General features: G+C 43.5%; 12 protein-coding genes and 2 pseudogenes. 7 read left to right on the top strand and 7 right to left on the bottom strand.

Annotated features, from left to right (window positions below):
* Nucleotides 1-155 precede the first annotated feature (155 nt).
* Nucleotides 156-1,076: a helix-turn-helix domain-containing protein gene (locus ITG09_23180; protein ID UPR55243.1), complete on the top strand. Its 921-nt coding sequence runs from the start codon at nt 156-158 to the stop codon at nt 1,074-1,076.
* Between the two features lie 113 nt (nt 1,077-1,189).
* Here the strand turns inward: ITG09_23180 and ITG09_23175 are convergent.
* Nucleotides 1,190-1,327: pseudogene (locus ITG09_23175) on the bottom strand (GTP cyclohydrolase I).
* Between the two features lie 418 nt (nt 1,328-1,745).
* On the opposite strand from ITG09_23175, the gene ITG09_23170 reads away from it, so the two are divergent.
* Entirely contained in the window at nt 1,746-3,239 is a 1,494-nt protein-coding gene (locus ITG09_23170; protein ID UPR54277.1) for a hypothetical protein, read from the top strand.
* Between the two features lie 414 nt (nt 3,240-3,653).
* Here the strand turns inward: ITG09_23170 and pflB are convergent, their stop codons facing one another.
* Nucleotides 3,654-5,930, bottom strand: a complete 2,277-nt coding sequence (gene pflB / locus ITG09_23165; GenBank protein UPR55242.1) for a formate C-acetyltransferase — start codon at nt 5,928-5,930, stop codon at nt 3,654-3,656.
* 203 nt (nt 5,931-6,133) lie between these two features.
* Here pflB and ITG09_23160 point away from each other — a divergent pair.
* Nucleotides 6,134-6,286: pseudogene (locus ITG09_23160) on the top strand (lipocalin family protein).
* Nucleotides 6,287-6,301: 15 nt separating this feature from the next.
* On the opposite strand, the gene ITG09_23155 reads toward ITG09_23160, so the two are convergent.
* Genes ITG09_23155 through ITG09_23140 form a run of 4 tightly spaced genes read right to left on the bottom strand, consistent with a single transcriptional unit; the run spans nt 6,302 to nt 11,790 of the window.
* A complete protein-coding gene (locus ITG09_23155; protein ID UPR54276.1) occupies nt 6,302-7,012 on the bottom strand; it encodes a response regulator in 711 nt (236 codons plus the stop codon).
* 23 nt (nt 7,013-7,035) lie between these two features.
* Entirely contained in the window at nt 7,036-8,469 is a 1,434-nt protein-coding gene (locus tag ITG09_23150; protein UPR54275.1) for a HAMP domain-containing protein, read from the bottom strand.
* 10 nt (nt 8,470-8,479) lie between these two features.
* Complete coding sequence (macB, locus tag ITG09_23145; protein ID UPR54274.1) at nt 8,480-10,546, bottom strand: MacB family efflux pump subunit; 2,067 nt, start codon at nt 10,544-10,546, stop codon at nt 8,480-8,482.
* A 2-nt stretch (nt 10,547-10,548) separates the two neighbouring features.
* On the bottom strand, nt 10,549-11,790 hold the full coding sequence (locus ITG09_23140; GenBank protein ID UPR54273.1) for an efflux RND transporter periplasmic adaptor subunit: 1,242 nt from the start codon (nt 11,788-11,790) through the stop codon (nt 10,549-10,551).
* Between the two features lie 331 nt (nt 11,791-12,121).
* On the opposite strand from ITG09_23140, the gene ITG09_23135 reads away from it, so the two are divergent.
* The 4 genes from ITG09_23135 to ITG09_23120 all read left to right on the top strand — a co-directional run bounded on the left by ITG09_23135 (nt 12,122) and on the right by ITG09_23120 (nt 17,866).
* The gene (locus ITG09_23135) at nt 12,122-13,285 is read left to right on the top strand and encodes an efflux RND transporter periplasmic adaptor subunit (GenBank protein UPR54272.1); all 1,164 of its coding nucleotides are present in this window, start codon (nt 12,122-12,124) and stop codon (nt 13,283-13,285) included.
* Between the two features lie 3 nt (nt 13,286-13,288).
* Entirely contained in the window at nt 13,289-16,426 is a 3,138-nt protein-coding gene (locus ITG09_23130) for an efflux RND transporter permease subunit (protein ID UPR54271.1), read from the top strand.
* Nucleotides 16,427-16,518: 92 nt separating this feature from the next.
* A complete protein-coding gene (locus tag ITG09_23125) occupies nt 16,519-17,259 on the top strand; it encodes a DUF1499 domain-containing protein (GenBank protein UPR54270.1) in 741 nt (246 codons plus the stop codon).
* A 46-nt stretch (nt 17,260-17,305) separates the two neighbouring features.
* The gene (locus tag ITG09_23120) at nt 17,306-17,866 is read left to right on the top strand and encodes a ricin-type beta-trefoil lectin domain protein (GenBank protein ID UPR54269.1); all 561 of its coding nucleotides are present in this window, start codon (nt 17,306-17,308) and stop codon (nt 17,864-17,866) included.
* Nucleotides 17,867-18,039: 173 nt separating this feature from the next.
* Here ITG09_23120 and ITG09_23115 read toward each other — a convergent pair whose 3' ends face one another.
* Complete coding sequence (locus tag ITG09_23115) at nt 18,040-18,384, bottom strand: QacE family quaternary ammonium compound efflux SMR transporter (GenBank protein UPR54268.1); 345 nt, start codon at nt 18,382-18,384, stop codon at nt 18,040-18,042.
* Nucleotides 18,385-18,500: the final 116 nt, after the last annotated feature.

Raw genomic sequence — 18,500 nt, 5'->3', positions numbered from 1 at the left:
TTTGTATCTATGAGTAATTAAGCGATTTTTGAACCGAATGAATATCAAGAATCGGCAAACATGAAAAAACATTAATAAACAGCCAGTTAAAAAACATTGTACTAATGTGGGTCAGATGGGTAGGTCATTAAATGATGAGAAAAGATGAAGAATTAATGCGTTATGCACCTGATTTGTGCACATTCAACACATTTGATGCGAATCAACAGGCAGCCAGTCTCTTTAACTGGCAGCAAGAATATGACCAACTGAGTCGAGGAAGTTTTCTAGGTCAAATCCGTGAACGGAAATTCTCTCACGCGCACCTTTTTCGAGAAGATAGCAACCGAAAACTCAAGCAACAATGCCGTATTAATGAGGGGATTTGGTTAGGGATCAGTGCAAATGATAGACCTTTACACATCAACCACGTACAAGGTAATCCTGATAGTATTTTGATTCGTGAGGCTGGGGTAGATTTTGAGCTACTTACGCCAGAAACCTTTTCTATTTATGGGCTAGTCATCAGCCCGGCAATGGTTGAGGTTATTCAGCAGCAACTAGATCTTGAATCACTACACAACAAGAGCCACTTTCTTGGTTGCTCTCAACCTTACACCCAACAAATAAAAGCTTACTTGACCCTGCTACTATCCCCGAGTCAATCTCACTGGTCTTTTCAAACTCATCATTCCATTGTTCAAGATATGTTGGTCGAATTGTTCGCTCAATCGTCGAACCATGTCGTTCAAAAAGCCAATGCCTCACAGCGTGAGAACACTATGCGTCGAATTAGACAGTACCTAGATAACTCGCAGTACCGTAAACCCGTCACCGTGTCGGAACTATGCGATGCCGTTTATGTAAGTCGCCGCACGTTGCAATACACCTTTGAATCCTGTTGTGATACTTCACCAAAACAATTTATACAAAGCGTTCGTCTCAACCAGATACGGCGCATTCTGCAAACCCCAAGCGAACAGCGGTGCATCAATGAAATCGCCTTTGATTTTGGTTTTTTTCATCTAGGACATTTTTGCCAAAGCTACAAACAGTTGTTTGGTGAGTCACCCATGCAAACACGTTCTAATGTCTAAAATCCAAAAAGTGACGAGGGCTGACTTATAAAATGTAATTAGACGATAGAGGGTGCTTTAATAGTCACTGCAACATTTTCTGTTTCAACTAGAGTTTGTATCGCGACTAGAATTTACTGAGTAAGGCGTTCTTGGAACTTAGGATGCTGAGCAAAGAATCGTACAATACGGTTTATTTCGGATAAACCGAGTATCTTGGTTTCAGAGATATAGCCTACTTATGCTAAACCGTCGATAGTAATGAAGTGATGTGAAGCTTGCGGCTAATGTTGCTTCTGTGGAGAATTTAGAGATTCACACCATAGAACCATCCTCCAGATACAAGACCCTGCGAGCGCATATAACTGCTCGCAAGCAACCTCCTGACAACTCATATTGAAATAGGTTCTAAAACGGAAATGGGTACTTTTGAACAAGAAAGTGCCACGGGCAAAATTCAGACTATGAAGGTTCTGGACAAAAATCAGTTTCGCAAATCAGAACATTAACATGTCATGAATTACGTGAAGTATGGAAAAGTCGCTTAACTTATTGTCTAGCATTGATGATGCGGATCACACGAAGTAAGCACACATTGTCTTTGACTTGATAATATTGTGAGAATTAATATGAGATTTATTCCATATTTTGTGTTTTTAACCATCACTATTTTCCAATGTTGAGGTGTGCATGAGAAATCGTTCTATTTTTGGGTGGAAGCTAAGTGAGAGTAGAGTTGTTTCTGTTGTTGAGTTAGAAAGTGGCACTCAGGATGACGTTGTCTGTCCTTGCTGTGGAGACTTCATGGTTGCCGCACATAGTAATAAAGGCATAGCTAGCTACTTACGCCATCAAAGTAACGCAGAATGTCGCTATTCGTATGAAACCCAGTTGCATTTGAGTGCAAAGGAGTTCATCGAACGAGAGAAGCTCATTCCTCATCCATACTCCAGTGGCATTTTTGATTCTAGTGATTGTGAAATGGTAGGTGTGAAAAATGTCCGTCTAGAGGTCTATAGAGACGGAAGGATTCCAGATGTCGTCTGCCAGATCGGTAGGGAAGAGTATTACGTGGAAGTTACTAATACTCATGAAACCCCACCAGATAAAATAGTGGACTTTCGAAAGCAGGGCAGGAGTGCTCTTGAGTTATTTCTAGTTGGATTGGACTCAGATTCACTGCTGAACAGCTATGAAAATGTAAGAGTTCAGATAACAGCATTAAATCCGCTAAATCCATTCTGGGATTTTATTGAGCAGCAAGCCGCGATGAGTATCAGCAAAGAAAGAAGTATGTTGTTGAGAAAGATAGCAAGGCATCGCAAACAAGTTCAAAGAATTACTGAAAACATTTCTGAGCGTGAGGAACAAGCTAAGGAAAGGGTTGACCGAATAAAACAAAGAGTTGGAAAGTGGCAAGAAAAAGAGCGAGAGCAAAAAGAACTCTATAAGCAGATAAAGTCCCTAGCGAATGACCTTCAAGTTGTGGTTGTGCGGCTTGAAGAAGAGAAGTCATCTTTAAATCAAGAATTAGAACAACTCAAGCAAACCATCTATCTTAACAAGTTAGAGGCGGGAAGAATTATTAACAATGCGAGAGTTGAAGCAGAACAACAACGTGAAAAGGTCAGAGTAGAAGTTAGAGATGATGTTCTAGCTGAGTTAGCTTCGGAAATAGAAGATACTAGAAATAATGCTCAAATGATTACCGATAATGCTCTAAAACAAGAGTTATCAATGGTTGAAAGCGCTCAAAGAACAGCACAACAAATATTGGATGGAGCACATTATAAAATCACGAGTGAGCTTGAAGCTGCACTTGATAGAAAAGGTGTATCAAATGACGCGTTAACCGAGTTAGAAAACCGTGTCAAACGGCTAAAACAAGAAACGGAGAGTCTAGAGGAAAAGAAAGCTGAGTTAGAGAGTGGTGTTAATTTAGATAAACTTTGGAGTAAACAACAAGACTTGCAGAGAGCGATTAGTAAGGAAACAAACCGTTTGAATGATCTTAAAGAAGTCGGCGATAAGTATGTCAAAATCATTAACAGTATTGCTCTAGATTTCAAACAGCTAGATACGGCAGAGTATGCCTCTCTTTTTCCTGAACGTATTCAAAAGAAAATAAAAGTTAATCGAATGATCTTAGAGATGCAAAACTCAATAGAATACGAGCCGCTGTAACTAACTGAATATGTTATGGATTTCATGACTGTTACTGACGTTCGAGCAGAAGAGTGTTGTCGAAGTCGAGGTGAATGCAACCTACACGCTAGACAGATACAGGCCGACTTATCATATTGAATTATTAAAAAAGTAGGCAAGTTAGTGACAAGAAATGAGTTCTGAGTCATAGGCTTGAACGCTTCAAGGCAGAAATAAATTAGAGACCTTAGTGATCACTGACCTTAAAAACAACCACACCAGACAGAATCAAAGTAAATCCAATCACCGGGTAAATATCGGTTTGTCCGTAGTCTAGCCAAGACAACGCGGCGACCAACAATATAGTTGGCGGTATGCTCAACGCACAAAAAAACGCGAGAGACGGATGTCATCCTCGCGCTTTTTTAGAACCGTATAACTCGAAGTTTACGGTTAGATCTTAGCAGTAAACGTGCGGCTAATTACATCTTGTTGCTGCTCACGTGTTAGCGAGTTGAATCGCACAGCGTAACCCGACACTCGGATAGTTAGCTGCGGGTATTTTTCTGGATGTTCGACGGCATCCAACAACATGTCACGGTTAAGTACGTTCACGTTAAGGTGTTGCCCACCCTCAACACGAATCGAACCTGCACGTTCCTCGTGGTGGAAGTAACCATCCATTAGTGCTGCTAGGTTCACTTTTTGGCTTAGATCATCTTTACCCAGTGCATTTGGTACGATTGAGAAGGTGTAAGAAATACCATCTTTAGCGAATTCAAACGGCAGTTTGGCAACCGAAGAAAGTGAAGCCACCGCACCTTTCTCATCACGACCGTGCATTGGGTTTGCGCCCGGACCAAATGGCATACCTGCGCGGCGACCATCTGGTGTGTTACCGGTTTTTTTACCATATACAACGTTTGAAGTAATCGTAAGGATAGATTGAGTTGGAACCGCTTCACGGTAGGTGTTCATTTTCTGAATTTTCTTCATAAAACGTTCAACCAAATCACAAGCAATATCATCGACACGTGAATCGTTGTTGCCAAATTTCGGATATTCGCCCTCAATTTCAAAATCGACAGCGACGCCATCTTCGTTACGCACTGGTGTTACCTTCGCGTATTTGATAGCCGCAAGCGAATCAGCAACAACCGACAGCCCTGCAATACCACAAGCCATTGTGCGATGAACATCGCGATCCATTAATGCCATTAACGATGCTTCATAGCTATATCGGTCATGCGAGTAATGGATCACGTTCAGCGCAGTGACGTATTGCGTTGCAAGCCAATCCATCATGTTATCAAAGCGAGGCATTAAGCTTTCAAAATCAAGAACTTCATCTTCGATACGAGCAACTTGAGGACCAACCTGCATGTTAGATTTTTCATCAACACCACCGTTAATGGTGTAAAGCAACGCTTTAGCAAGGTTTGCACGAGCACCGAAGAACTGCATATGTTGGCCAACCACTTGCGGGCTCACACAACACGCAATCGCATAATCGTCGTTATCAAAATCTGCACGCATTAGATCATCATTCTCATACTGAAGTGATGAGGTTTCGATAGACACTTTAGCCGCGTATTGTTTAAACGCGATAGGCAATTGTTCAGACCATAGAACCGTCATGTTCGGCTCTGGTGCTGGGCCCATCGTGTGCAATGTGTGCAAGTAACGGAAAGTCGTTTTGCTAACGAGTGTACGACCATCAACGCCCATTCCAGCCATAGCTTCTGTTGCCCAAATTGGGTCGCCAGAGAACAATGAATCGTATTCAGGTGTGCGCAGGAAGCGAACCATACGAAGCTTCATAATGAAATGATCGATCAACTCTTGCGCTTGTTTTTCATCAATAAGACCAAGTTTAAGGTCACGTTCGATGTAAACATCTAAGAAGGTTGATGTGCGGCCTAGCGACATCGCAGCACCATTTTGAGACTTAACCGCAGCTAAGTAGCCAAAATAGGTAAACTGTATTGCTTCTTGCGCGGTACGAGCAGGAGAAGACATATCAATGCCGTACTTCAAACCCATTTCTCGCATTTCATCAAGGGCACGAATTTGATCAGTAAGCTCTTCACGTAGACGCAATGTCTTATCTAAATCACCACCCGTTTCAAGCATCTTCTGAGTCGATTTGAACTGCTCATTTTTGTCTGATTTTAGGAAGTCGATACCGTACAAAGCAAGACGACGGTAGTCGCCAATAATGCGTCCACGACCATAAGCATCTGGCAGACCAGTAATAATACCAGAACGGCGACATGCTTTAATTTCGTCAGTATAAAGATCGAACGCTACTTGGTTATGCGTTTTGCGGTACTCAGTGAAGATCTTTTCGATTTGTGGCTCTAATTCACGACCGTACACTTCGCACGACGTTTTCACCATTCGAATACCACCATTAGCGATGATGCCGCGTTTCAGTGGTTTATCGGTTTGTAGACCCACGATTTTTTCGAGGTTTTTTGCAATGTAACCTGCATCATGTGAGGTAATAGTGGAAACGATATCAGTATCAAAATCGACAGGGGCATGAGTGCGGCTTTCTTCTTTAATACCTTCTAGCACCGATTCCCATAACTGTGTCGTCGACTCCGACACATCAGCAAGGAAAGATTCATCACCTTGATAAGGGGTGTAGTTTCGCTGAATAAAATCACGTGCATTAACGGATGTTTGCCACTCGCCAGCTTGAAATCCCACCCAAGCTTCCATCATATCGGTTGTCGGAATAGTCACAATGACCTCCTAAGTTATTGATAAACAGATAATATCGATGATTATTTATAATCATTGGTTTCTGCTGGCTATATTAAACCGACCAATCTATGAGTAAAGTGAGCTGTTTTCATAAAATACATGCACAAAACGCATTTATTTGGATTAATCTAATATATTCAATAATTTAATATGTAGGTTAACAACTTTAGATTCCGACGTAACAAATTAAACTGACCGTTTCGGCGCTTAATCCAAATGCGAAAATGCTACGATCGGTGCCCTATTGGGAAGGGCCAATCGTGATTAAAGGATCTCACTCTGGTTCTGGCTATATGGAGCTGACGGGATATTAAGCAAGATATCTCTGGCTACTTAGGCGTTTCAATCAGCAATTTGTACCCTACCCCATAAACCGAACGGATAGGGTTTGCTGTTGGTGCCACAGCATGGATTTTTTTACGAATGTTCTTTATGTGGGTATCAATATTTCTGTCTGATACATCGGCAAGGTCGCTGTAAAGCGCATTGAGAATATCATCACGACTATAGACTCGGCCGGGATGCTCCACTAGCAGGCGAAGTAACATAAACTCTTTGGGCGTTAAGTCGAGAAAGCAGCCACTAAATCGGGCCTCATATTCGTCAGGCTTTAATACAAATTGTCCCAAAACTAACTCAGGGCTAGGTTGAGAAGAACGGTTAGATACTAGGTTTGGTTGAATTCGGCGAAGTACCGTTTTGATCCTCGCAATCACTTCTCTAGGGCTAAACGGCTTGCAGATATAATCATCAGCTCCGAACTCTAAACCAATTAATCGGTCAATCTCTTCACTTTTTGCGGTCACCATGATGATAGGTAATTGAGAAAACTGACGTACTTGTTTGCATATTTCCACACCATCTACATCTGGCAGCATTAAATCAAGCAACATTAAGTCAAAAGTCTGCGATTTCACTGTCTCAACAACATTCGCACCCGATGCGAGGTGGGTCGCTTCAAAGCCGCTATTTTGGCAATACGCGATCAAGACTTCGGCAATGTATTCCTCGTCTTCGACAATCAAAATATGCGTCTTCATTCTCTCTTTCCTCTATCGAAATCTTATTGTGATCCAGTATGGTGATGGATCGGTAGGGTTATCATCATTTTAACACCGCCCAGATCTGATTTTTTAGCACAAATAATGCCTTGATGCGCTTCGATAATTTGGTGACACAATGCTAAACCAATACCAGAGCCACCATGCTCGCGACTGCGAGATTGTTCTACTCGATAAAAGCGTTCAAATACCCGTGTGAAATCTTGCTCAGGTATGGATGGAGACGTGTCTTCAATTGCCACCTCTACGGTATTTTTGTCTTTGTGAAGGGATAAAGCGATGCTTCCCGGAGCATCGGTATAACGACAGCTATTTTCCAATATGTTGGTAAACAACTGCGTCAAACGCTCTCGATCAGCCACCACAAAACACGCTGTCTGCTCTTTCCCATACAGCGATTCACACTCTAAACCTAGCCCCAATTCATCGGTCTTAACCTTAAAGCCAAGTAAGATACCTTTGAGAAGCTCAACAAGGTCGAATGAAGATTTTTGGTATGACAAACCGCCAATATCAGTAATAGACAGCTGATAGATATCACCGACCAAATGGCTCATGCTATCAATTTGATCAATCATCACCTGTAAGCGCTTTTCATCCGCTTTAAAAATCCCATCTTGGATCGCGTTAAGTTGCCCTCGAACCACTGTGAGCGGTGTTTTCAGTTCATGAGCAACGTCTGACATCCACTTTGAGCGTTCCGTTTTGTTCTTCTCCAGTGTCTGAGCCAGAACGTTAATATTGTCAGTGAGTACGCCAAGTTCATCGTTACTAGCACTCTCCACCCTTGCTGAAAAGTTACCTTGAATCAACTGAGTCGTACCTTCATTCACTTTAAAAATGGGCGCAACCAAGTGACGAGAAAAAAGCCAAGCTGTTATAAACGCAAGCACGATAACGGCCAACGTAATCGCAACATAGCTTTGGTATTGCTCAGCCAAAAATGCGTTGGCAGGGCTGTGTTCAGCCAGCCGCGAAGGAACATAACTGAGCCAGCCGACCACGACACCGTCTAACACAATGGCGTGAGTAAAAGCGCTTTCATCAATTCGAGAGCGGCCTACCACCACCGTTTTATCGACATCATATAAACTGAGTCTTCTCTGCGTTTGCAGTAACTGGCTCATTCCCGTCGTATCCGTCGGTAAAGCGAGTGACTCACGCTCCTCTGGTCCTTTTCGAGTGCCCACCAAGCGTCGCCAATGCTTCTCGTCTTCTTTTAGCGATTGCCACGACCCATTGGTTTGATAGTACTCTCCCAACTTTTGGCTGACTTGCTTGATATAGCTCGATTCGGCCTCTTTGATAAAGTCATGAAAACCCGACGACAGGTTCTGCATAATCAAAGCGAGCATAATGCACACCGCGACAAAGCTTGTGATACAAAAAGCAAAGAAGAATTTATGGATGAGCTTCAATTTATAATCTATCTGCAACGTTCTTTCCTTATCCTCGGGATAACGCATCCACAGGGTTTAATCTTGCTGCATTTCTTGCGGGTAAGAAACCGAAGAGAACCCCGATCAATGTTGAGCAAATAAAGGCCGCAATAATTGAGTTGGTCGAATAAATCATACTCAAACCACTGCTCGTCGATGAGACAATCAAGCCCACAGCGTAAGCTAACCCTATACCCAAAGCGCCACCACACAAACACACTAAAACGGCTTCTATTAAAAATTGTCTTAGAATATCCGCTTGCCTCGCTCCAACTGCCATGCGAATGCCGATTTCTCGCGTTCGTTCGGTTACCGACACCAGCATGATGTTCATAACACCGATGCCACCCACCACCAATGAAATAAAGGCAATAGCCGAGATCAGTAAGGTCATCGTTGATGAAGTTTGTTCGATATTTTCTCTGACCGTATCCGTATTCACGGTAAAGAAATCTTCCACACCATGGCGCATTTTAATTAAATTAATGATCGCTTGCTCTGCAGCGGTACTGGATACTTCATCGCTCACCCTGACCGTAATATCATTAACGTAATTTTGGCTATAAATACGAGAATTTACCGTGCTATAAGGTAGCCAAACATTCAGAGCATCACTATTACCAAACGCCATTTCTCTTGCTTCGGTAACCGCGATAATACGTACTGGCAAGCGACCTAAAAAGATGACTTTGCCAAGTGCTTCGCCATCAGGGAAAAGGTCATTTAAGGTATTGTTATCAATAACCGCCACTTGCTCTAGTGCATCGATACTTCCGTCATCAAATAGCTGCCCTTGTGCGACTTCAAAACCTCGAACGCGAAAGTAGTCAGGACCCACACCTTGCACTTCTGCTGTCACCGCCTCATTACCATAGCGCACCGCCACATTCACACGCACAGTCGGTGTCACACTATCAACAAAGGAGAGATTCGTTAAAGCGTTTGCATCATTTGCTGTCAAGGTTCTCACTCGCCCAGCACGTCGGTCGCCCAGCCCAGAACCTGGTTTGATTTCAATAGTATTGGTGCCCATTGAAGCCATTCGTGACAACACCTGAGCTTGAGAACCATTACCAATCGCTACAACGGACACCACAGACGCAATACCGATGATGATCCCCAGCATCGTCAGAAACGTTCTTAGTCGATGGCTTCCCATTGCGGATAGCGACATTTTGAACGCTTCAACAACGCTGAACCACTGTGCAGAAAATGGCTTTGATATAGGTTTATTGACACTTTGTTTCTCTTCGATTCTTGTCGACGAATCATCCGTTACCGAGCTAGCTACTGTCGAACTAGCTACCGTCGAACTAACCACTGCCGAACTAGCTACTGCCGAATGAACTGTCGCTGAATATTCAGTTGAGGCGCTATCGTTACTGGCATCGCTCGTTATATCACTCACGATTTCTCCATCAGAGATCTCGATTACGCGTTCCGCAGAGGCGGCGATCTTAGGGTCATGAGTAACCAGAACAATAGTATGCCCTTGTTGATGCAACTCGCGAAGCAAGTCCATCATCTCTTTACCGCTATGGCTATCCAACGCACCGGTTGGTTCATCGGCCAAGATCACCGTACCGCCATTGATCAAAGCGCGCGCGACACTGACTCGTTGTTGTTGCCCACCACTCAGTTGACTTGGCTTATGATCCATTCGCTCCGCTAGCCCCAACCTTTTTAACAGCTGCTCAGCTCGTGCTTGGCGGGACGCTTTATTTTCGGCCGAGTAAAGCGCAGGGATCTCGACATTACCGATAGCAGTGAGATCATCTAACAAATGATAACGTTGAAATATAAAACCAAAATAGTCACGTCGTAACTCTGCTAACTGGTCAGGGTTCATTACCGATGTATCTCGACCATTAACAAGATAAGTTCCTTCGCTAGGAGTATCTAAGCAACCTAAAATATTCATTAAAGTCGATTTACCCGAACCAGATGCACCCATTATCGCGATCATTTCACCGCGACGTATGGTTAGGTTAACGTTGTTCAATACCGTTAACTGATCATCACCTGCAGGAAAACGACGACTGAGTCCTGAGATTTCTAATAGAACGTCACTCATAACTAAGGTCTCCCGCCGTTACCTTGACCGCGGCCTCCAGGACCTCCATTACCACGACCACCTTTCTCAGGCCCTAATGTCGATGACATATCAAAACCTGATGACGATTTGGCGTTCGCTTGACCAATAACAACTCGGTCTCCTAGCTCTAGTCCATTCAGAACTTGTGCATACACTTTATTATTGATGCCAATCTCAACATTTCGCATCTCTAATGCGCCGTCAACTAAAACAGGGACACGATAACGATTCTTGCCTTGGATCTTTTTAGTAAGGACTTGGGACGGAACTAACAGCGCCTCTTGAGCTGCATCTAACACGATTGACACTTGCGCTGTCATGCCAAAGCGAAGCAACCCTTCCGTATTGTCGACATCAAATACCGCGTTGTAGTAAATGGCATCGTTGTCGCCAATGTTTAGCTCACTATCGTCGCCAGTCAAAAGGGTTGGGCCAGGCTCAATTGATTTCAGTTCACCATGAAAATTGTGTTGTGGCGCGCCTAAAATCGAAAAGTACACTTTTTGCCCCGTCGCAATGTGAATGATATCGGCTTCAGACACTTGTGCCTTTACGGTCATTACATCAAGTTGAGCGACTTCAACAATGGAAGGTGTCGATTGATTTGTATTAACGGTTTGCCCCTCTTCAACAGAGACATAAACAACCGTGCCATCAATCGGTGATTCGATCTTTGTATAGCTTAAATCCAGTTGAGCATCATCGACACTGATCAGTGCTTTCTCTTTTTCTGCAACCAGTTGGTCGAGTTCGGCTTCATAAACAAGAAGTTCGGCCTCTGCAGCATCGTACATGGATTGCGAGCTGGCATTTTTTAACAACATCGCTTTTTGTCGTTCAAAGGCAAGCTGTGACTGATAAATCTGCGCTTCTTTCGCTCGGTATTGCGCATTAATGTTAGTGAGTGAAGCGTGGGATTCTTTCAATGCATTTTCTTGTGAAAGGTTATCAATCTGAGCAATGACATCGCCGGCTTTAAGTGTGTCACCGACCGTCACGGCTATCGACTCTAACTTGCCTGAGACTTGCGCGCCCACATTCACCATTTTGTAGGGATATAGCACACCGTTAGTGAGGACCACATCTTCGATGTTACCGATGCGAACAGGCTCCGTAGAATAAGTGACGGTTGAGGTATCGTTCTTCATATAAAAATAAGCGGCGACAGCACCGATAGCGATAACAAGTAAAATGATAGTCACTAACTGTTTTATGTTTTTCATGCGAAGGTTTTCCCAATTTTTTCATTGCTCCTAGGATAACGAAAAAATGTGAGGGAATTTTGAGACATCAATATTATGTAAACCGCTGATAATAAATACGTTTTGTTAAATAATATTAAATTATGTGGCAAATGTGTGGTGATAGAGAAATAACGAACAACAAAGAGACGTATAACTAAGCGTTTCTAAGTTCATTAATGCAATCTGCATCAAGTTATTTTCAACTACCTCAAAAGACTCGTATAACCCCTAAGCCTTAACCCCGCCTTAACCATGTAACTGCTATCCTTTTTCTATGTTTGCAATTCTGCTTCTAGGATAAGGTTTAATTATGTCTCTACCCCGCGCGTTAAGATTGCCTTTGGGCTTACTTCTCTCTAGCTCTCTATTATTGGGCTGTGGCGAACAAGCTATGGAACAACGACCAGCCCCAGGTCCTATTCATGTCGACGTTTTAGACTTAACCCCAACAACACTGCGTTTAACGACCGAGTTGCCAGGGCGAATTGCCGCGTTCAAGCAAGCAGAAGTGAGACCCCAAGTAACGGGGATTCTCAAAAGCCGTCTATACAAAGAGGGCTCTCACGTAGAAGCCAATGATGTACTTTATGAAATTGACCCAACCACTTATCAATCCAACGTCAATAGTGCACAAGCTCAATTGGCAAAAGCATTAACGAGCGAAGATACCGCTCGAAAAACGGCACTTCGTTATAAAGAACTATTAAGGAAAAAACTGACCAGTCAGCAAGATTTTGATGATGCAGATGCGCTTTACAAAGAAGCCCAAGCTGAAGTCGCGATCAGCCAAGCGGAATTGGATTATGCCAATATTGAACTTTCATACACCAAGATAAAAGCCCCTATCTCAGGTCAGGCCGGTCTTTCTTTAGTATCCGAAGGTTCTTTGTTGACCTCTGAGCAGTCTTCTTATTTAACGACTATTGTGCAAACCACGAACGTTTACGTGGATATGCAGCAATCTTCGTTAGCGATTACAAAAATCAGAAAAGAGTTTGCGACGTTTACGGACAAAAATGCAGAAATCCCAGTCACGATCACGTTAGAAGACGGCAGTGCATATGAAGTAGCCGGTCATTTAGAGTTTGCCGATAATCTTGTTTCAGACTCAACCGGCACCGTAACGCTACGTGCCATCATTCCGAACCCTGACAATACTTTACTCGCCGGTATGTACGTACGCGCCCATATTTCAATGCCAGAAGCACGAGGCTACCTTGTTGTTCCTCAATCTGCAGTGGTAAGAAGCCAGTCTGGTGAGCCTTCAGTTTTTGTCGTTAACCAAGACAACAAGACCATAAAAAAACCAGTGATTCTCGGTAATGAAGTGGGCAACGGTTGGGTTGTTAAAGAGGGACTTTCTAGCGGTGAACAAGTCGTGATCACCAATATCATTAACATGAAAAATGATGTTGCGGTTGTTGTCGATAGCAGAACAGACAGTGCCGTTCCTGCTTTGGCAAGCGAGGAGTAAACCATGTCTTTATCGAACTTTTTTATTAACAGACCGATTTTTGCTTGGGTGATTTCCATTGTCATTATGCTTTCCGGCATTGCGGCGATCGTCTCTTTGCCTGTCGCGCAATACCCAACAATTGCACCACCAGCAGTGACTATTTCAACGTCATACCCTGGCGCTTCAGCGAAAACGATTGAAGACAGCGTCACTCAGGTCATCGAGCAAGGCATGACAGGGTTAGATAACCTCCTTTACATGGCATCGAAAAGTGACTCTTCTGGTAGTGCGAGCGTTACCTTAACGTTTAGTGCAGAAACTGACCCCGATATCGCTCAGGTACAGGTGCAGAACAGCTTACAGCAAGTGAGCAATCGCCTGCCGACAGCAGTACAAAACCAAGGCACGTCTGTGACCAAGAGTACGTCGGGTTTTATGTCGGTCACCAACCTGTATTCGCCTGATGGCAGCATGAGTGCGGGTGATATTCAAGATTATGCAAACTCAAACATTAAGGACATCTTAAGCCGTGTGAACGGCGTAGGTGAAGTGACTATTTTCGGTCCATCTTATGCGATGCGCATCTGGTTAGATCCTGCAAAATTGAACAGCTACAGTCTCACACCTGTTGACGTTTCTAATGCAGTATCGGTTCAAAACAGCCAAGTTACCGTTGGACAACTAGGCGGAACGCCAGCCGTTGATTCTCAGTTAATTAATGCCAGTATCACAGCGCAAAGCCTATTAACCAGCGTTGAAGAATTTGAGGAAATCTTAATTAAAGTCGACAGTGACGGCTCTCAAATTAAGCTCAAAGACGTTGCACGTGTCGAGTTAGCCAGTGAAGAATCTTCATCCATTCCTGCCTACATGGGTAAGGACTCTTCAGGTATTGCGATCACCCTCGCCACCGGCGCGAACTCGTTAGACACACAAAACGCGGTTGATGCAAAACTGGAACAACTTTCAAAAGGTTTTCCAGACGGACTAGTATTGGTTAAAACAACCGATAACAACTTATTCATTCGCCTTTCTATCACTGAAGTGGTCAAAACGCTGTTTGAAGCAGTTGGGCTTGTATTTATCGTGATGTTGCTGTTTTTGCAGAACTTACGAGCAACCTTAATCCCAACCATTGCTGTGCCAGTCGTACTACTTGGTACCTTTGGTGTCATGGCCATGCTGGGTTTCTCAATCAATACACTCACCATGTTTGGTTTGGTGTTAGCGATCGGTTTGCTGGTTGATGATGCCATCGTAGTCGTGGAAAACGTTGAGCGGTTGATGGATGAAGAGAATCTATCTCCTCTTGAAGCAACCAAAAAATCTATGGGACAAATTACCAGTGCCCTAATCGGTATTACGATGGTGTTGTCGGTTGTATTTATTCCTATGGCCTTCATGTCAGGGTCAACGGGCGTTATCTACCAACAGTTCTCTTTGACGATTGTTTCGGCAATGGTGCTATCCGTTGTCGTCGCATTGATTCTTACTCCTGTATTGTGTGCAACGCTTCTAAAGCCTGTCGATAAAGCGTCGAGCAATAAGTTTTTTGCACTGTTTAACCGAGGGTTCGACAAGCTATCCAGCCAATACCGAGGTTCAGTTAAACACGCTTTACAGCGACCACTACGCTTCGTTTTTGTTTACCTAATGCTTTTTGCCGGCACGGCTTACCTATACAACGCGCTGCCAAGTTCATTTTTACCAAATGAAGACCAAGGTGACTTCATGGTGATGGTTACCACACCAACGGGGACCACATTACAAAAGACACAAGAAGTGATGTTGGATATCAAAGATTATTTTGAAGAGAACGAGTCACACACTGTCGACCACGTGTTTACCGTGTCTGGATTCAACTTTTCAGGCTCTGGACAAAACGCAGCGATGGCGTTCATCGGCATGAAGGATTGGTCAGAAAGGACTGAACCAGGAACTGATGTGGATTCCATTATCGGCCGTGTTATGGGCGAGTTTTCAAACTACAAACATGCACAGATCTTTGCTTTTAGTAGCCCAGCGATCCGAGAGCTTGGTACTTCAACTGGCTTTAACTTCTACCTAGAAGACGTCGGTGCAGTCGGTCATGACAAGCTGATTGAAATAAGAAACCAACTACTTGGTGCAGCGGCACAAAGTCCATTATTGCAAAGTACACGTCCAAATGGCCTAGAGGATACTGCGCAACTGTTCCTTGATGTCGACTATGAGAAAGCCAAAGTGCTCGGTTTAGAAATCGATGACATCAACCAATCACTGTCGATTGCTTGGGCATCGTCATACGTGAATGACTTTATCGACCGTGGCCGCTCAAAGAAGGTTTACATTCAAGCTGATGCAGAATATCGCATGACACCAGAAGACCTGAACTTATGGTTTGTGCGTAACAACAACGGTGAGATGGTGCCTATCTCAGCTTTCAGCACTTATCACTGGGGCCAAGGCTCTCCACAATTACAACGTTATAACGGTAATCCTGCAGTGGAAATCGTCGGTGAAGCCGCCTCTGGCTACAGTACTGGCGAAGCAATGGCTGAAATCGATAGATTGGCCGCAGAGATTTCAAACGATGTACAGGTGAGCTGGACGGGAATGTCCTATCAAGAGATTGAAGCTGGCAACCAAGCGCCAATTTTGTATGCGATCTCTATCTTGATGGTCTTCCTCTGCTTAGCCGCTTTGTATGAAAGCTGGAGTATTCCAATTGCGATTATTCTGGTGGTTCCATTAGGGATACTCGGCGCACTGGCTGCAATCATGTTGCGAGGGCTAGAGAACGATGTTTACTTCCAAGTAGGCGTGCTAACTACCATAGGTTTAACCGCCAAGAACGCCATTTTGATTGTTGAGTTCGCCAAAGAGCTTTATGAAAAAGGCGTCAACATTATTGATGCAACGGTACAAGCGTGTGAGATGCGTTTACGCCCGATTATCATGACATCACTGGCGTTTGGGCTCGGTGTATTACCTTTAGTGCTGAGTACGGGTGCAGGTGCTAATGCACGTAATGCGATTGGTACGTCGGTTTTAGGCGGCATGATGGGAGCGACGTTGTTAGTGATTTACTTCGCTCCGCTATTTTTTGTGTTGATCTGCAAACTGTTCAAGTCAGATGACAAAGCAGAAATAGCAAACAACGACGAACAACCAAACTGAGTAATCGCAAAACGAAGTACTAACAAAATGAAGGAATGGTGAGCCTAGGAATGGCTCATCATTACTCGCTGAAAACTTTCAAAGGATAGAAAATGACGAACAACCGTACATCTCGTATAGGAACATTGTTACTAGTCATCGCTTTTACCGCATTGCTAGTGGTTGCGGTGATGATATTTGGGGCTCGTATGGGCTTATGGGACCCTATTGTTGGCTTTGGCTACATTCGAAACTACCTCAACCCTATAGGCCTCTCTTTACTCGCTTTAAGTACACTCGGGCTCATCTACCAATGGATTACTCGTAATCGCACTGGTGCGCTCAAGTCTCTGGTTGCTGTATTCATAGGGTTGGGCCTCATCGCTCCAATGATCAATGGCATGATTCAACCGGTGAAGCGTGGGCCTGCAATTCATGACATTACTACCGACACTATAAACCCACCTGAATTTTTTGTGCTAGACGATACGCGTGCAGGTGCCAAAAACTCTCTGATTTATTCAGGAGAGGAGGTCGCTGCAATACAGAAAAAATTGTACCCATACATTAAACCTATTCAGTCGAATCTTTCTTCTGCAGATGCGTACACAAAAGCACTGAATATAGCGAAAAATAATGGATGGGAAGTGGTTGCAGGAAATCCAGAGACATTACACTTTGAAGCAACGGCTCAAACAACTTTCTTTGGTTTTATGGACGATGTAGTCGTTAAAGTTACCCCAATAAACAACAAAAGCCGTATCGATATTCGTAGTGTGTCTCGAATCGGTCGCAGTGACAAAGGTGTCAATGCCGCTAGAATTGTAGAGTTCACCGAAAATTTTAACCAGTAAGCCATTTTAGTCACAACACCTACCTTCATTAAAGGATGAAATTAATATGAACCTAAAAAGTATGACCAAATTCATTGTAACATCTAGCTTAATTATTGCTCCTTCATTCCTCTTTGCAGCAGAGCCGAATGTGCCGACAGAACCTCCATACATTGTCTTAAGCGATAATTTAGATGAGCCAAACGGTTATGGTTTTTGTATTGATACCTACGGACCTGGTCAATCAGAATTAATGCAAACTCACACTTGTAAACCCAAAGCGCCTGAAGGTTCTCCTCGTAACTATTCTGGTCATGATGTGAGATTTGAATACGACAGCGAAACAAATAAGATTCAATCTTATGCATTTGAAGGGCTGTGTATGCAAGGGCTTCTTGCGAAAGGAAAAAGCGAACTCGCGCTACTAGAGTGTAGCGACGCAAAAAACCAAGGTTTTGTTTACAGCGAAAATGATCAAACCATTCGATTAAAAGCGGACTCTAGTTACTGTTTAGCAGTGACGTCAGAAACTCAAGAAGCGGGCCCATGGGTGAAACGTCCACTTGAACTGATTCAGTGTGAGGAAGCAGAGCCAGTTCTAATGAAATGGACGGTCGTGTCTAAATAATAAGTAATAAGTAATAAGTACTTTTGGGCAAATCTTTTTTCTTATAACTCAATACTTTAAAGGTGGCGTTGCATACATGCAATGTCACCTTCATGTTACATGGAAATATGAATTAACAGAGTATATATGATTAAAGTCGCTAACAAGAAAAGAGGAAAAAGACAAATGAGAACTCAGTGACTCACCGAGTTCGAAAATAGGTTGATAATCACCACACCAGCCAAAATCAAAGCGATGCCAATGATCGCGAAGATATCGAGTTTTTGTCCGTAGACCAGCCAAGACAGAGCTGCGACCAGCACGATCCCCGCCCCACACCAAATCGCATACGCCACACCCAAAGACATGGTTTGCACTGTTAAAGACAACAGATAAAAGGCACAGCCGTAGCTAGCCAATACTGCGGCAGTAGCCGGTAAATAAGTAAACTGTTGCGTTTTAGGCAATAGAGAAGTCGCGACAACTTCAAGCACGATGGCGAGTGACAGCATCACTGGCGGTGGGAGAGATAAAAGCATGTTTAGGTCCACAACATTAAATTCGGCGGCTAGAATATTGTAGTTTTATGTCTAATTCATGTGTTTTTCAGTAAGTAATTATTATGACATACCCTAAGAGAGCTTAACCAGAAAAC

Origin of the sequence: Vibrio cyclitrophicus (assembly GCA_023206055.1) — a bacterium.
Lineage (GTDB): Bacteria > Pseudomonadota > Gammaproteobacteria > Enterobacterales > Vibrionaceae > Vibrio > Vibrio cyclitrophicus_A.
The sequence above is the reverse complement of the archived record's forward strand: the minus strand, read 5'-3'. Positions and strand labels throughout refer to the sequence as shown.

Excerpts from the sequence above, each read along its gene's own strand:
- ITG09_23135 (UPR54272.1), top strand. The coding sequence starts at position 12,122 with ATGTCTCTACCCCGCGCGTTAAGATTGCCTTTGGGCTTACTTCTCTCT.
- ITG09_23155 (UPR54276.1), bottom strand. The coding sequence starts at position 7,012 with ATGAAGACGCATATTTTGATTGTCGAAGACGAGGAATACATTGCCGAA.
- ITG09_23120 (UPR54269.1), top strand. The coding sequence starts at position 17,306 with ATGAACCTAAAAAGTATGACCAAATTCATTGTAACATCTAGCTTAATT.
- ITG09_23170 (UPR54277.1), top strand. The coding sequence starts at position 1,746 with ATGAGAAATCGTTCTATTTTTGGGTGGAAGCTAAGTGAGAGTAGAGTT.
- ITG09_23140 (UPR54273.1), bottom strand. The coding sequence starts at position 11,790 with ATGAAAAACATAAAACAGTTAGTGACTATCATTTTACTTGTTATCGCT.
- ITG09_23130 (UPR54271.1), top strand. The coding sequence starts at position 13,289 with ATGTCTTTATCGAACTTTTTTATTAACAGACCGATTTTTGCTTGGGTG.
- pflB (UPR55242.1), bottom strand. The coding sequence starts at position 5,930 with ATGATGGAAGCTTGGGTGGGATTTCAAGCTGGCGAGTGGCAAACATCC.
- ITG09_23180 (UPR55243.1), top strand. The coding sequence starts at position 156 with ATGCGTTATGCACCTGATTTGTGCACATTCAACACATTTGATGCGAAT.
- macB (UPR54274.1), bottom strand. The coding sequence starts at position 10,546 with ATGAGTGACGTTCTATTAGAAATCTCAGGACTCAGTCGTCGTTTTCCT.
- ITG09_23115 (UPR54268.1), bottom strand. The coding sequence starts at position 18,384 with ATGCTTTTATCTCTCCCACCGCCAGTGATGCTGTCACTCGCCATCGTG.
- ITG09_23125 (UPR54270.1), top strand. The coding sequence starts at position 16,519 with ATGACGAACAACCGTACATCTCGTATAGGAACATTGTTACTAGTCATC.